General features: G+C 62.0%; 11 protein-coding genes. All 11 read right to left on the reverse strand.

Translation table 11 applies throughout. The annotated features are described in order from the left end of the window. Positions 1-23: 23 nt before the first annotated feature. Positions 24-4,250, reverse strand: coding sequence for a type VI secretion protein IcmF/TssM N-terminal domain-containing protein (locus tag IGB42_RS02165; RefSeq protein WP_159665985.1), 4,227 nt, complete (start codon positions 4,248-4,250; stop codon positions 24-26). Then, positions 4,247-4,903 (reverse strand): DotU family type IV/VI secretion system protein, encoded by a 657-nt coding sequence (locus tag IGB42_RS02170; RefSeq protein ID WP_159665988.1) that lies wholly within the window; start codon positions 4,901-4,903, stop codon positions 4,247-4,249. Before IGB42_RS02170 ends, IGB42_RS02165 begins: the two co-directional genes overlap by 4 nt. Then, entirely contained in the window at positions 4,900-6,288 is a 1,389-nt protein-coding gene (gene tssK / locus IGB42_RS02175; protein WP_159665991.1) for a type VI secretion system baseplate subunit TssK, read from the reverse strand. The genes IGB42_RS02170 and tssK overlap by 4 nt, the downstream gene beginning before the upstream one ends. Positions 6,289-6,364: 76 nt before the next feature. Then, complete coding sequence (locus IGB42_RS02180; RefSeq protein ID WP_159665994.1) at positions 6,365-7,027, reverse strand: type VI secretion lipoprotein TssJ; 663 nt, start codon at positions 7,025-7,027, stop codon at positions 6,365-6,367. A 27-nt stretch (positions 7,028-7,054) separates the two neighbouring features. Continuing rightward, entirely contained in the window at positions 7,055-8,140 is a 1,086-nt protein-coding gene (gene tssA, locus IGB42_RS02185) for a type VI secretion system protein TssA (RefSeq protein ID WP_159665997.1), read from the reverse strand. A 25-nt stretch (positions 8,141-8,165) separates the two neighbouring features. After that, positions 8,166-8,702 carry a hypothetical protein gene (locus IGB42_RS02190; RefSeq protein ID WP_159665999.1) on the reverse strand — a complete coding sequence of 179 codons (537 nt, stop codon included), beginning with the start codon at positions 8,700-8,702 and terminating at the stop codon, positions 8,166-8,168. A 34-nt stretch (positions 8,703-8,736) separates the two neighbouring features. After that, the gene (locus IGB42_RS02195; RefSeq protein ID WP_159666003.1) at positions 8,737-9,039 is read right to left on the reverse strand and encodes a PAAR domain-containing protein; all 303 of its coding nucleotides are present in this window, start codon (positions 9,037-9,039) and stop codon (positions 8,737-8,739) included. A gap of 10 nt (positions 9,040-9,049) precedes the next feature. Then, positions 9,050-9,604: a hypothetical protein gene (locus IGB42_RS02200; RefSeq protein WP_159666006.1), complete on the reverse strand. Its 555-nt coding sequence runs from the start codon at positions 9,602-9,604 to the stop codon at positions 9,050-9,052. A 5-nt stretch (positions 9,605-9,609) separates the two neighbouring features. Continuing rightward, a complete protein-coding gene (locus IGB42_RS02205) occupies positions 9,610-10,071 on the reverse strand; it encodes a hypothetical protein (protein ID WP_159666009.1) in 462 nt (153 codons plus the stop codon). A 10-nt stretch (positions 10,072-10,081) separates the two neighbouring features. Continuing rightward, complete coding sequence (locus IGB42_RS02210; protein ID WP_159666012.1) at positions 10,082-12,226, reverse strand: type VI secretion system Vgr family protein; 2,145 nt, start codon at positions 12,224-12,226, stop codon at positions 10,082-10,084. A gap of 62 nt (positions 12,227-12,288) precedes the next feature. After that, entirely contained in the window at positions 12,289-14,934 is a 2,646-nt protein-coding gene (tssH, locus tag IGB42_RS02215; protein WP_159666015.1) for a type VI secretion system ATPase TssH, read from the reverse strand. Positions 14,935-14,945 lie beyond the last annotated feature (11 nt).

The following is a 14,945-nucleotide window of genomic DNA, read 5'->3' on the forward strand; positions in this document are numbered from 1 at the left end:
GCCCGCAGGCCAGCTTCTTCACATCACTTGTACAACTGCAACTGCATCAGCTCGGTGCGTATGCCCTGGCTGGTACGCACCATGGGGCCGTGCGACTGCAGTGATTCCGCCAGCCCTGCCCTGGCTTTGCCGGCTTCGCCACTGTTGTTCATGTCGCCATAGGCAATGGCGATCACCGGCTTGCCGTAGGCGATGGTGGGATAGGCAATCAGCTTGTCCGCGCCCAGCTCGGCACCCAGCCGCTTCAGTGCGGATTCGGCACTGGCGGGGCTGTCCGCCAGCCAGATCTGCAAGGTGAAGCGGCCATTCACCGGCAGCCAGCGTTCGGCCGCTGCATAACCGGCCTTGAGCGTGCTGGCTGATGCCGGCACCGTACCCGTTACCAGCCGGCCGCTGGCTTGCGCCGGGGCTGGCGTGGGGGCCGCAGGAACCGGCGTGGCAACAGGTGCCGGTGTCGGCTGGGCCGCCGGCGCGGATGCCAGCGCTGCGGCAGCCAGTTCGTCGATCACCTTGCGTACCGGTTTTTCTACGGCGCGGGCCTTGGCATCCGGGTTCCAGCACTGGCCGACACGGCCCGGCACCTGCACGCTGAGCGGGGCCGAGTTGGGCGACAGACCCTGCATCTTGCTCTGGAAGGTTTGCTGGTCAAACGCGGTGAGTGCAGCCTTGGCTTCCTGCTTCTGTACCAGCGTCTTGCTGCTTTCTTCTTCGATCAGTGTCAGCTGGCGCACGTTCTTGAGCAGCAGCTCTTCACCGCTGAACTGGTAGCGCACGGTAATGCGCTTGACGTTGGCGGCATCGAGCCGTGCCTTGTCGAGCGGGAACTCGCTGCCATCGAACGCGTGCGTGCCGGTCTGGAAGTCCTGCAGGAAGGCCACGAAGCCTTGCGGGCCCGGGTACTTCTTCGTCAGCGTGAACGATGCCAGCTTGATGCGCAGCGTGGTATCGCCGCAGGTCTGCTGCGACCAGTTGAAGGAATCCGACACCGAGAAGTTGAGGTTGGTCAGGTTGAACGGCGCAGATGCGCATTGCACCGTCAGCTGTGTACTCAGCACATTGGCCTTGGCGCCTTCGTTCACGCCGGTGGGCAAGCCGGTGATTCCCACCGGGTAAGCGGCAAGGCGCAGGCTGTCTGCGGTTTTCTTCAGATCAGCCAGGCGGGTTTCAGCCTGTTGCTCTTGCGCCTGCAGCGTCTGCTTCTGCTGCTGCGCTTCCAGCTCCACGCGCTTGTCGTCGGTCAGTTGTTGCTGCTTGGCCACCTTCTGGCCCACTTGGCGCGATACCGCCGCGTTCAGGAACGGCAGGAAATCCGGGTTGAACGGCACGGACTGGCCCAGCGTTTCGACCACGCCATACGCATCGGCACCGCGCCGTACATACGGTTTGGCCGGGCCGTTGACGAATGCCCACACGCTGCCGTTGTCGCCATACAGCTGATCGAGCATTTCCGGCAGGCCGGCTGCAGACTGCATCGGCCACATCACCTTGGCTTCCCAGTCTTTCTGCAGCACGCACGATGCCTGCGTATCGGCATAGCGCACCGCCAGTTGCAGCGGGCCAGCCAGCAGCCCCCACGCCACCTGGTCTTCCGCCTGCGCGGTACCCAGCGTGCGGCGCAACTCGGCCAGGCGTGCGTAGGCATCCTGCAGGCTGGATTTCACCGCCGGGTCGTTCTCGAAGCTGTGGAAATCCGCTGCCGTCTGCGCGGCCTTGCCGGCCCCGCCGCTGCTGTCGGTCACCGCCTTGGCCAGCGCCGTGTTATACGCCTGGTAAGTGCCCATGGCGGCAAACTGCGCGTCGATCTCGGCCTTGGCGCGGCCCACTTCGCCACCGCTGGCAATGCCCTTGAGCAACTTGCCGCCGATATCGTTGATAGTGCCCGGCGCCTTGATTGCCCCTTGCTGCGCAGAACGGTTGCGGATGGAGAACAGCCGCTGGTTCAGCGCCAGCCACGATGGCAGTTGTTCATCCGGCACATCCTTGAATTCGCCCACCAGCCGGTTCATCAACAGGTTGTACGGGCTCTCGCTGCCGGTCAGGCGTACCAGTGCGCCGCGCCATTCGTTCTCGCCCGCCAGCAGGTCTTCGCCCTGCGGGAAGTTCCACGCAAAGTCGCGCCATACGCGGATCTTCTCTGCGTTGTACCAGGCGGTGAAGCGCGCCAGTTTCTCGTCGAAGCTGGCCGGGTTGGGTGCGCTCTTGCGTACTTCGGCCATGAATGCATCGATGCGGGCCTTGCCATCGCGTGTGAACGCCGGCGAGATTTCCGGCGTACCAACCAGCTTGCGGCTGCCGCGCCAGAAGTCAGTCAGCTGCACTTTCTTCAGGTCAGGCTGCGCATCGGTCCAGTTGACGATCCACTGCAGGTCGTCGCTGTTGAGCGCGATCTGGTTCAGGTCGTTGCGCAGCGCGGCCAGGCGCTGCAGGCGGAACAGGTCATTCGGCTGCCAGGCCAATAGCGCCACGTACATGTCGTTGAAGTGGCTGGCGGCCTCTGGCGACATGTTCGGGTCCATCTCGAACAGCACGCTGCCCGACAAGGGCGGCATATGGCGCAGATCCTCATGCGAGGCATCGCTCAGGCGTGCCTGCACCAGGTTGATGCGGCGTACCAGCGTCTGGATATAGTCGGCCAGTTGCTCGGATTGCCCCAGGCCCACCAGCGCGTTCACCTTGTTGCTGAACGCCTCATCCAGCCCCGGCAGGATGTACTTGCGGAACTTGGCCACGTAGTTGGCCTTGATGCTGGTTTCCACCTCGACCACCTTGCCGTCGAACGCCAGGTAGCGGGTGGCAAAGCGCGCATCGCGCTGCTCCAGCCAGTAGGCAAAGCCGCGGAATTTCTCCAGCGCTTCCACATCGTGGCGCAGTTGGCCGGTCAGCGCGAGCTTCTCCGGATACATGTCGCGCATGTGGTTGAGCGTGTTCAGGCTGTGCACGAACGAGAAGCTCAGGTAGCAGCCGGCTGCCAGCATCAGGAACAGCCATGCGGTCATGCCCAGATGGCGCGTGGCGCGCCGCCAGTGATTGACCAGCGCAGCCGGGCGCAGCAGGTAGCGGTCGGCCGGCAGGATGCGGTCGAACAGATCGTGCAGGAACAGGCCCTTGTAGCTGGGCGCGTGATCGGGCTCGCGCGGCGCAATGTCCTTGAGCAAGGACGACACCGCCCCGCCCTGTTGCAAGCCGCTGCTGAAGAACACGCCACGCAGGAACGGGTCTTCCAGGTACGGGCTGTCACCCAGCGCATGGCGCAGGAACGTTTTCAGTGCGCCCTGCAGGCGGGAAAACTCGCTGGGGAACAGCAGCAGGCCCGGGTCTGCGGTATCCAGCCGTTGCATGATGGCCAGTTGCAGCCGCTTGAGGCGTGCGCCGACGTGTTCGAACGCGGTATCGACAAAGCCCGATTCATCCACCTTGCCCAGCATGGCTTCGGTGCCGACATAGCCCATGGCCTGGTCGAGCAGGCCATCCGGCAGCAGGCGGCTCCACGCTTCCATGCCGTAGAGCTGGTCGCACTTGGTCACCAGCACGTACACCGGGAAGCGCTTGTCGAACAGGCGGATCATCTGCTCGATACGCATGCGGATCACGCGGCCCTCTTCGGCCAGTGCATCGGCATCCGGGTTGAGCAGGCGATCGGCCTGCACGGTGATCACCAGCCCGTTGAGCCCTTCCTTCGACCGGTAATGGCCGAGGAAGTCGAGCATCTTGTCCCATTCCTTGCGGTCGGCCTCGGGCTCTTCGGGCGCGATATAGCGGCCGGCGGTATCGAGCACGATGGCCTTGTCGAAGTACCACCAGTCGACATTGAGCGTGTGTTCGACTTCCGCAGTGGCGCTGACCTTCTTCAGTGGCGACGACAGCCGCGCACGCGTCAGTGCCGTGGTCTTGCCCGAACCGGAGCGGCCGATGACCATATACCAGGGCAACACGTACAGCGGGTTGCCCAGCCGGCGCAGGTTGGAGCGGCGCAGCAGCGCAATCGCTTCCTTCCATTTGGCCTTGAGCGCAGATTCCGCGCTGACCACGGGCTCGGGTTTTTCAACCGGCGTGGCGGTGCGGCTGCGCTCGCGCCAGCCGGCAATCATCTGCCACACGAACTTGCACAGGAACCACAGCCCCACCACGCCAAAGAACAGGAACAGCGCAGCCCAGGCAGGCCAGCCATTCCACAGCGCAATACCCCAGCACACCGCGGCAAGCGCGATCAGGACCAGCAACCAGAACAGGAAAGCGAAAATTTTCTTCATTGCACCAGCCGCAGGAAATCGTTGACCTGGCTACTGAGCACAAAGGCAAACAGGATGTAGAGAATCGCCAGGATGCCCAGGGGCGCGGCAAACATCAGGATGGTGGTACGCGTTGGTCGCCAGCGGCGCTTGGTCGGGGCATCCACCGATGGCGCGTAGGCCTCGGGAAACAGCACGAAATCGCTTTCCAGCGTGGCCTCGCGCCCCAGCAGGTTTTTCAGCTCGCGCGCCTTGATTTCGTCCAGCGCAAAACGCCCGCCCTCCGCGGCGTAACGGCCTTTGAACCCCAGCGACAGGCACAGGAAAAACACTTCGCGTACGCCATCCTGCTCGTTGCGCAGTTCATCAAGCCGGGCAAAGAACTCCACGCCGGCACGCGTGGTATTGAAATAGCTTTTCTGCAACGGCCGGCGGCGCCACACATCGGCGCCTTCCCAACCCGAACACATCACGGTTTCGTCTATCCAGGCCACCACGGCAAACATGGCGTTCTCGATATCGCTGCGCTCTGCGCCGCCATCGGTGGCAGCCAGCCGCGCTTCGGACAGTTGCTGTTCCAGCCGCTGGCGGAATACCGCTTCATCGGCATCCGGCACATCGAGAAAGAGCCGCGCATAGGCAAGCGGCTTGACGAAAGCATCAGACAATCTCATCGGCGCAGCACCACCAGTTCAGCCTTGAGGTCTTGCGGGGCATCGGGCCAGTCCAGCGCGATATTGCCGTCTTTCTCTACCTGCTCCCACGATTCGGAGACGGTTTCGACCCGGAAATAGAACGAATACGAGCGGCGCGGCAGGCCCTGCGGCGCCACCGGCATATGGATGAGCTCGACGCCCGGCAACGCGCGGCGCACCAGCGTGGGCAGATCGTCGATGGCGGCCAGCTTGGCCGAGGTGCTGAAGGAATCGACCAGCGCATCGGGCTCGGCCTCGCTGCGCAGCACCAGGTAGAAACGGTTGCGCGTGCCGAAGAACTGCTTGGGCAGATCCGCGCCCAGGTAGCCTTCGCGCGGTTCCAGGAACACCAGGAATTCCGGCCCCACCGAAATCTCGTTCAGCAACTGGCTGATCAGGCTGTGCGCGGCAAACATGCATTGCCCCAGATCATGATGCGCATACGCAGGCAGCGCCAGCGTGCCATCGGCAAACTCGCCCAGCATGTTGCAGCGCTCGGAAAACGACGACAGCTCGCCGATCAGCTGGCGCAGCACCCCATACACGTCCCACGGGTGTGCCTGCGGCGATTCGATATAGTGATGCAGCAACGGGGTGTAGCGGTTGAGCGTACGCAGCGCCAGCAGAAACACCATGTAGCTGGCATCGAACTCAGCCTTCTGCATTTCGCGCGGGCTTTTGTATTGCTCGAGCTGATGCGCGCGGCCGGAAATATCGTCGCGGATTTCCTTCACCACGTTGTATAGCGCTTGCGAACCGGACAACGTATAGCTGGGCGGAATGAAGCGCGGCGATAGCCGGAAGGTTTCGCCGCTGCGCTCCAGTTGCGCGGCGGCAATCACTTCGTAATCGGTGAGGTTATCCAGCTCGTCTTCCCACAGGATGCGGATGACGTAACTGAGGCTTTTGACTTCGGCCACCGGGCCATCGGAATGGATATCGCGGAATTCCTCGGCCTCGTGCGTGGTCACCGCACGGATGTTCATATCCGCGCCATCCTGCAGATCGCGCACCACCGCCACGTTGGGCTCGGACAGGCTCAGTTTCTTGATGCCGAAATAAACCTGGAATGGCTTGCTTGGGTCTTTCCACGCCGCATCGAACGAACGTGGCTTGATTACCGCGTTGCCCGGGTATTCCAGATAGGTGCCATCCTTGAACAACACATGTGCCGACTGCACTTCGAACACGCGGTTGGCCACCGCAGAATCGGCTACGGCCAGCTCGCCGATGCCCCAGAAATACGGCAGGCCTACTTCAAGAAACGGTTTCAGCCGAAAACGCGCATGCAGATCGGTCAACTGGAAATGCTGCGGCTGCAGGAACAAGCCCTGATGCCAGTAAATCGGTTTCTTGATTTCCATGCCCTGTCCGCCCCTGGCGAGTGTTCTTGTTATACCCGTACAGCCCGCTACACCACGGTGCTACACAACGATCCAATCAGTTCAAATCTGTCAGCTTTACCGCCCCCACCACTGCAGCGCGCGGTGCCTCGCCCTCTTGGGGCAGCTCCGGCGGCACTGCGGCAATGGCCGCGCTGGCAATCGATTCCGGCCCCAGCTTCATCCTGACCTCCGCCACACCGGGGCTGGCGCTGTAATCCTTGATCACGATGCCGCTTTTCTCCACCGCCACCGGCAGGTTGAACAGCATCGCGGTGCTGGACGGCGCAATGCCATAAAACGCGGCCACCACACCGACAAACCGGGCGCCCTGCGTGCGGTCGATACGCATGGCCGCCTGCCGGTCCGGCTCGATGGCAAAACGTACGACCTGCAACAATCCTGCCGGCGGCTTGCCGCCTTGCAGGGTTTTTTGCAGCAATTCGGCGTTATCGAGCAACTGGTAGAACGGTGCAGCATCCGCCGTCTGGATCACTGCCAGCACCAGGCTATGCGCCTCACCGTCGTAGCGGTTGAGCGCCACATCGGTATCCACCTTGAGCTCTATCCCGCCGGGGCCGTAATCCCACGTGGTAGCCGCCAGTGCGTCTTTCTCGCTATTGCCACCCATGGCCTTGTTCATCGAGGTGCAAGCCGACGTCAGCGCCAGTGCAAAACCGAGCAAACACAAGGCCAGCGGGCGTAATAATACCGTGGACATAGGTAAAAACGGCAATCGCCCCATTGTTTATTCTTCGCTGTAGCCGAGCATGTCTTTCAGGCGGTTGCGCGTGCTGTCGTCACGCACCACTTCGCGTATCCATTCATCAAGGCGCATATTGCCCCAACGGGCGGCTTTTTCCACCAGATAGGCCACCGGGCTATGGGGTTCGCTATTGCGATAGAACTCGGCAATCTCGTGCAGGCGGCGCAGCGCTTCCTCGCGCGTTTGCGGCGGGCCGGCCCGCACATTCTGCACCGCGGCAGCTGGTGCCGCCGTGCCCGCAGCGGTACCGTCGGCCGGTGCATCGGCAACGGGTGCATCCGCAACCGCGCTGGGCAATGCGCCCTTGTCACCAGCGATCTTGGTAGCCAGCTTGACGATATTGCTGAGCGTTTCAACGATCTGCGCGAGGCTCGGCGCATCGTAGCCAAACTTGTCATCCACCGACTTGACCAGCGCTTTGGCTGCATCAAGCGCGGCACTGCTGTCTGCCAGCAATGCCTGATAGAACGGCATCGGTGTCTGGTTGACTGCGGAATCCCACATCTCGGAATTGATCTTGCCTTCCTTGAGTGCCTGCTTGAGCGCATCCTCGTTCTGGCGCGCCAAGTTATCCACCTCGCGCGATTGCTGCCAGCGCGCCCAGCCATGGCCACGGCTTTCGCCTGCCGGCCCGGTCATTGGCAACTGGCGCAGCACCAGCGGCAGGTTGTTGTCCAGCCACACCAGCCGGCCGATGCGCAACTCGACGTCATCGCCATCCTTTTCCGGGTACAGCGTATCCCAGAACTGGGTAAGCAGGCCGTCCAGCAAGGCAAAGCCATCGCGTGCACCGGCAAAGCCGTGCAGGTTGGTCACCGCCTCCACCAGCCAGCAGCTTATCTGCAAGTCCTTGCTGCGGCTGGCGATCAAATCGCTGGCAACCTGTTTCACGCGTGGCCAGTCAGCCACCTTGATCTCTGTTTTCCAATCGCCCTGTGACAGGTAATCCGCATCGGCGCGGCGCGCCTCCTTGATTTCATCCACGAGCGGATCGTAAGAGATATCGGCGCCGGACGGGTTGTCCCCCAGCAGCGGGGCCAGTAGTGAAGGAAGATCGAGTGTGGTCATTCGTCGGTTCGGATAAGAAAACAGATTAAAGGGGCAGAAACTGGGAGCCGCGGATATCGGCGAAAACCAGGTTCGGAATGTAGAACTGTGCATTGTTGCCGGCCAGCTTGGCAGCACCACCGGATTTTTCCGCGTTGCTGTCGCGCTTGGTCGCCCCGCCGCCACTGCGCGCCTGCCCGGCCACGATGCCGAAGAAAACATGGACGGGCTGGGTGAGCGTGGCGACCCATAGATACGCGAGGCTGTTCCAGTCCTCCTTGACTGCCATGACGATACGCGACAACTCGCGCGTGCTGACGCCGAAATGCGCGGCCAGCTTGCGGCGCTCGAGCATGCCGGCATCCCAGTCATATGGATCATACGGTGACCACCACGCGGTCAGCGGCGTGCTGTCCACAGTGCCCGGCGCCAGGTTGCTGAAGCCGTGCAGGCGACAGATTTTCAGCCCGGCGGGCAACAGGCGTTTCTCTGCTTTGCCGTATTTGAACGCCTGGTGCACTTCTTCCAGCGTCTGGCCTACCGGCTGGAAGCCGCCCCAATCGACATCCGCATTCTTGTACATGGTTTTCGTCCCTTCAGGTTTGACCTTACTGACTTTAGCCGCCAATCAGCACCGTGGGGCAACCCAGCACGATGCTGCCCCCATGAGCGGTCGTATCACCCATACGCGCGGCCGGCTTGCCACCGATCATCACCGTGGCGCTGCCCTTGACGATGCTGTCCGGCGGCCCCACGCACACGCACAGATCGCCCATCACCGCAGCCGGCAGCTTGCCGATCAGCACCGTGGGCACCCCTGGCCCGGTTACCGGGCCGCCCACGTGCGGAATGGGCGCAGGCACTGCCGGCGTCTGCATCGGGCAGGTGTGCATATCGGTGATGCGGGCTGCGAGCGACATGATGGAATCCTCAACAAACACGTTTGCCGGCAGCAATCTCGCTGCCCAGCATGATGAACTGGCGATACAGATCCAGTGTGCGCTCCGGCTGTGACAGCCCTGCCAGTTGCACCGCGCAACCTGCTGCGTGGTGGCATAAATGATCGAACGGCAATACCTCCGGCTCATCAGCGGCGCTGATGCTGGCACCGCTCCAGAATACCGCCAGCGCCACGCTGGCTGCCGCGCTATCGAAGCCGGCCGCTTCGGCCAGGCTGAACGCACCACGGCGGCAGGCGTCTTCCGGCTGCTTCAGCCACTGCTGCGCCGATGCGAGCGCACGCGTCTGCTCTTGGGCTGCCGGTGCCGGCACGCTTGTCGCGCACGACCACGCCCAGCACACTGCATCGCGCTTGGGCAATGCATGAGCCAACAGGTGCAACGCATCCGGCCAGTGCTGGCCGTCAGCCAGTTGCCCGATGGCCTGCGCCACCGATTGTGCGCTACCCAATGCAGCCTGCCCTGCCTCACTCGGGGTGAAGCGGGCAAGTACCGGAGCTGCGGGGGCGGCAAGATCGACTGGCATGCTGCTTACCGGATCCGGTGCTTGCGGCGGTATTTGAACTCGGCGTCGAGTTGCGAGTGTGCGTAGGCGGCCGGGCCGAACAGTTTCGGCGAGCGCAGCAAAGCCACAATGGCCAATCCGCCGACCAGGGTACCCAGCGGTACAGCGGCCAGGCTGATCACCGCGATGGGCAATGCCAACCACTGGCCCCAGCGGGGGCGCCACAGACAACCATATGCAGCAGCCAGGCTCAACAACGGCATGCCCAATACGATAAGCCAGTAGCCATCCATTGCATCGGCCCATAGCCACAACGTGCCGGAAACCAGCGCAATCAATAGTGCCAGGCCGCCAAAAGCCCGCACCGAGTGCGAATCGTTGCGCAGCCGGCGCAATGTCTTGTAATCGAGCTCCGTAAACTGCAAAGGCTGCAGGCCAACGGTCAGGTCGCTCTTCGGTGCGGCGTAGGGATTGGCAGGTGCGTTCATTGCAACATCATCAGTTGATCATCACCATCGCACCCTTGACGGTGGTCTGGCCGGCTGCGGAAAGCTCCGCACTTGCGGTGCCCTTGAGCGTGGCAGCCATCTGCGCGGTCAGGCTCACGTTCAGGCCGGATGCAGTGACATCACCGGCACTGCTGCTCACAGCCACCTTGCTGTCGCCCGCCACGGTCACCGATGCCGCCTGGATGGTGATGCCGGATTGATCGATCTTGATGCTGTTGCTGCCCACTTTGAGCTCGATCGACTGCATTGCTTCCATCTCGGCCTTGCCCGCATCGATCTTCGTGACCTGGTTGCCGGCCTTGATGGTGAGCTCGTCATTGCCCAGCGATACCTCGACCGTGCGGTTGCCGGTCTTGACCACGTGCTGGTCGTTGCCGGTATCGACCAGTACCGCGCGGTTGCCGGTTTTCACCTGCAGCTTTTCATCGCCCTCCACGGTGACGGTATGCATCCCCTTGGTCACCGTGTAGCTGGCATTGCCTTCCACCACCTCGCTGCTGTGGTTGCCCTTCTCGATGGTCAGCGTGTCGTTGCCTTCCTTGACCGTTTCGGTGCGGTTGTTCTTCACCTCGATGGTCTGGTCGTGGCCTACCTTGAGGTCGTCATCGTTCTTGACCAGCCGGTGGAAATCCTTTTCCGCCTGGAAGTAGATGTCCTCTGCGTCTTTCTTGTCTTCAAAGCGCAGCTCGTTGAAATTTTCCGCAGTGCCATTGGGCGTGCTGCGGCTTTTCAGGCCGCTTTGCGTCTTGTTGGCCGGCAGCTCATATGGCGGGGTTTTCTGGCCGTTGTAAACGCGGCCGGTAATCAACGGCTGATCCGGATTGCCATCAAGGAAATCGACGATCACTTCCTGGCCCACGCGCGGTATATGCATGGCGCCCCAGCTCACACCTGCCCAGCCTTGGGATACGCGTATCCAGCATGAACTCTTGTCGTCGTTCTTGCCAAGGCGATCCCAGTTGAACTGGACCTTCACCCGGCCATGCACATCGGTATAGATTTCCTCGCCTGCGGGGCCCACCACGACGGCGGTTTGCGTGCCGTGCACCAGCGGCTGCGGCGTAACGCGCGGCGGCCGGTAGACAGTGGCCTTGGGCTGGCAAACGAAACGGTTTTCATAGTGCCCGTCGCCGTCCGTCCATGGCAGGTTGTTGGTGGCATCGTGACGCACCGCCAGCAATGCATATTCGGCGTTGTAGCTGTCGCGGAAGTGCTGGGTGAGCTTGAATGAATAACCGGCAGCCAGCGTGCGGCAGCTGCCGCCGCCGTCGATGCGCGTCTGTCGCGCTTCCCACTCTTCCATGCGTACCTTGGCGTAGGCTTCACCACCGCTCACCGCCTTGTAGTTGCCCGGGTAATCGTAAACTTCCAGCTTGTCCTGTTTGGCCACGGTAGCCACGGTTGGCGAGATCGCAGTCAGATCCAGTGTGGGTTTCTCGAAATCATAATCACGCAGCGATACCGAGGCCGGCACCACCGTCATCGACTGCAACCACAGGGCGATATCGTCGCCTTCTCCAGTGCCCGCCTTGGGGCGATAGGGCACGTCCGATTTGACCGCGCAAGCGGCAATGGCCGAGCTGGCGTCGGCCAGCACCAGCGTGTGCTTGTCCTCCTCGTGCTCGAAGAAATAGAAAATGCCTTCTTCCTCCAGCAGGCGGCTGACGAAATCGAAATCCGATTCGCGGTACTGCACGCAATAGCCACGCGGCGTGTAGGTCTTGGACAGCGAAAAACGGAAATCAGTGAAGCCGCGGGCCTTGAAGACTTTTTCAACGATGTCCGGTACCGACAACTCCTGGAAAATGCGGCTGTCCGCGGTGTGCTGCAAAAACCAGAACCACGGCAGCAACTCTGCGCGGTAACGGTAGCGTGCTTCTTCGCTGCCCACCTGCGTGAAGCGGCCGATGATGCCATGCCAGTAGCGCAGGCTGTCGTCCGCCAGCTTGATGGACAGGCTGGCCGGCTTGCTGACGATAGCCGAGAAATCGATATCCTCGGTTTCGGACAGCAGATCGAGCGTAAACGCGAACAGACCGGAAACGCGCTCTTCACCGGAAAAGCGTTCAACCAGCAGCGTGCTGTCCAGCTGCGTGCTGAGTGCAAGCAGGCGTTTTTCTGCATCAATGGGCACAACATCTCCTTGGCAACAGCCAGACCCGGTGCCGCAGCACCGAACTGGCCGTCATTCCGTTTTCAGTCCACGCTATAGGCAAAATCGCCGGCTGCACCCACCGATACGGCAATGCGTTCCACCACCTGCCCTTCCGCCATGCGCGCCAGCACTGCACCGGCCACTTGCGGCAACAGGGTGCCGGATACGATGTTATCGATATTGCGTGCGCCGCTGTCCACTTCGGTACAGCGTGCAGCAATCGCCTCCACCAGCGCTTCGTCATAATCGAAGCTGGCGTTGTGGTTGATCTTGACGCGCTTCTTGATCTTGTTGAGCTTGAGGCGAACGATCTGCTTGAGCACTTCGTCCTTCACCGGGTAGAACGGTACCACCTGCATGCGGCCGAGGAAGGCCGGCTTGAACACCTGGTTCAGTTCGTCACGCAGTGCATCGCGCAGCGATTCCTCGCTGGGCATGGTTTCAGCATGGCGGCAGGCATCCATGATGATGTCGGTACCGGCATTGGAGGTCAGCAGGATCACGCAGTTCTTGAAGTTGATCTCGCGGCCTTCGGCATCGTCCATCACGCCCTTGTCGAATACCTGGAAGAACATCTCCAGCACGTCCGGGTGGGCCTTTTCGACTTCATCCAGCAGCACCACGCTGTAGGGCTTGCGGCGCACCGCTTCGGTGAGGATGCCGCCTTCGCCATAACCCACATAGCCCGGTGGCGAGCCTTTCAGGCTCGATACCGTATGCGCTTCCTGGAATTCGGACATATTGATGGTGATCAGGTTGCGTTCGCCACCGTACAGGATATCGGCCAGCGCCAGCGCGGTTTCGGTCTTGCCCACGCCGCTGGTCCCCACCAGCATGAACACGCCGATCGGCTTGCCCGGATCTTCCAGACCAGCGCGGGAAATACGGATGCGCTGCGCAATCGCTTCCAGCGCGTGGTCCTGGCCGATCACGCGCTCGGCCAGCGTATCTTTCAGCTTGAGCACCGTGGCCAGTTCATCCTGCACCATCTTGCCCAGCGGGATGCCGGTCCATGCCGAGATCACCGCGCCCACGGTCTGCTCGTTCACACACACCTGCACCAGCGGCTGCTTGCCTTGCAAGGTGGCCAGTTCATCGTTCAGGCGGTTCAGGTCAGCCAGCAGCGGGGTGCGGTTCTGGCCCGGTTCGGCGGCTTCGGCATCGGCTTCCAGCTGATCCTGCACATCGCGGATCTTGCCGACGAGTTCCAGCTCGGCCGCCCAGCGTACTTCCAGCTGGCCCAGCTCAGCTTCGGCAGTTTCCTTGGCAGCAGTCAGTTCTGCCAGGCGGGTATCGTGGCTGCCGCCGCTGGCGGTTTCCTTGTTGAGCACGCGGATTTCGGTGACGATGCCATCGATGCGGCGGCGCGTGTCTTCCACCAGCGCCGGCGTGGCGGACTGGCCGATGGCAATGCGCGCGCAAGCGGTATCGAGCACGCTGACGGCCTTGTCCGGCAACTGGCGGCCGGTGATATAGCGATGCGACAGCTTGACTGCAGCCACCAGCGCCTCATCCAGCACGCGCACCTTGTGGTGTTGCTGCATTTTTTCCAGCAAGCCACGCAGCATGATCACGCCCTGCTCTTCGTCGGGTTCATCCACCTTGACGACCTGGAAGCGGCGGGTCAGCGCCGGGTCTTTCTCGAAGTACTTCTTGTATTCCGACCATGTGGTGGCGGCAATGGTACGAAGCTCGCCACGCGCCAGCGCAGGCTTGAGCAGGTTGGCGGCATCGTTCTGGCCAGCCTGGCCACCGGCACCGATCAGCGTGTGCGCTTCGTCGATGAACATGATGATGGGCTTGACGCTGGCCTTGGTTTCCTCGATCACCGATTTCAGGCGGTTCTCGAACTCGCCCTTCACGCTGGCGCCAGCCTGCAACAGGCCCAGGTCCAGCATATGCAGTTCCACATTCGCCAACGCCGGCGGTACATCGTTGGCGGCGATGCGCAATGCCAGCCCTTCCACCACTGCCGTTTTGCCTACGCCGGCTTCGCCGGTCAGGATGGGGTTGTTCTGGCGGCGACGGGTAAGGATGTCCACCATCTGGCGGATTTCCGAGTCACGGCCCAGTACCGGGTCGATCTGGTTCTGGCGCGCGCGCTCGGTGAGGTTGACCGTGTACTGATCCAGTGCCGGCGTCTTGCCCAGCTTGGCGCCTGCCGGTGTACCGCTTGGGGTAGCACCTGTGCCCAGCGTGGTGGCAGTGGCGGCTTCCTTGGAATCGGCCGTGATGGCTTCCAGATTCTTCTGCAAGTCTTCCAGCGAGACGGCTGCCAGGTCTTTCGACCATTGCTTCACCAGTTGCGACAGCTCGCCATCACCCAGCAGCGCCAGCAGCAGGTGGCCGCTGCGGATGCGTGTTTCGTTGAAATCGACCGACGCCACCAGCCACGCTTTCTGGAACAGCTTGGGCAAGTTGGCCGCCAGCACCGGATTGCGGGTATTGCCGCTCTTGAAGCCACTGAGTGCATCGTTCAGCTCGCGCTCGAAACGGCTAGGGTCGATACCGTAGTGGCGCAGGATGCGCGTCAGATCGGTATTGTCGGCCTCCAGCACCTTCATCAGCAGATGCTCGACATCCACTTCGTAATGACCGCGTGAAATACACAAGCCGGCAGCGGATTCCATGGCACTGCGGCAGATCGGGTCCAGCTTGCCTATCAGGGACTTCAAATCGGTGGACATCGGGCTTTCCT

This window comes from Andreprevotia sp. IGB-42, from assembly GCF_009848685.1.
Taxonomy (GTDB): Bacteria; Pseudomonadota; Gammaproteobacteria; order Burkholderiales; family Chitinibacteraceae; genus Andreprevotia.

Bases quoted from the DNA above. Each gene is read 5' to 3' on its own strand.
- IGB42_RS02165 (WP_159665985.1), bottom strand. From the start codon at position 4,250: ATGAAGAAAATTTTCGCTTTCCTGTTCTGGTTGCTGGTCCTGATCGCG.
- IGB42_RS02170 (WP_159665988.1), bottom strand. From the start codon at position 4,903: ATGAGATTGTCTGATGCTTTCGTCAAGCCGCTTGCCTATGCGCGGCTC.
- tssK (WP_159665991.1), bottom strand. From the start codon at position 6,288: ATGGAAATCAAGAAACCGATTTACTGGCATCAGGGCTTGTTCCTGCAG.
- IGB42_RS02180 (WP_159665994.1), bottom strand. From the start codon at position 7,027: ATGTCCACGGTATTATTACGCCCGCTGGCCTTGTGTTTGCTCGGTTTT.
- tssA (WP_159665997.1), bottom strand. From the start codon at position 8,140: ATGACCACACTCGATCTTCCTTCACTACTGGCCCCGCTGCTGGGGGAC.
- IGB42_RS02190 (WP_159665999.1), bottom strand. From the start codon at position 8,702: ATGTACAAGAATGCGGATGTCGATTGGGGCGGCTTCCAGCCGGTAGGC.
- IGB42_RS02195 (WP_159666003.1), bottom strand. From the start codon at position 9,039: ATGTCGCTCGCAGCCCGCATCACCGATATGCACACCTGCCCGATGCAG.
- IGB42_RS02200 (WP_159666006.1), bottom strand. From the start codon at position 9,604: ATGCCAGTCGATCTTGCCGCCCCCGCAGCTCCGGTACTTGCCCGCTTC.
- IGB42_RS02205 (WP_159666009.1), bottom strand. From the start codon at position 10,071: ATGAACGCACCTGCCAATCCCTACGCCGCACCGAAGAGCGACCTGACC.
- tssH (WP_159666015.1), bottom strand. From the start codon at position 14,934: ATGTCCACCGATTTGAAGTCCCTGATAGGCAAGCTGGACCCGATCTGC.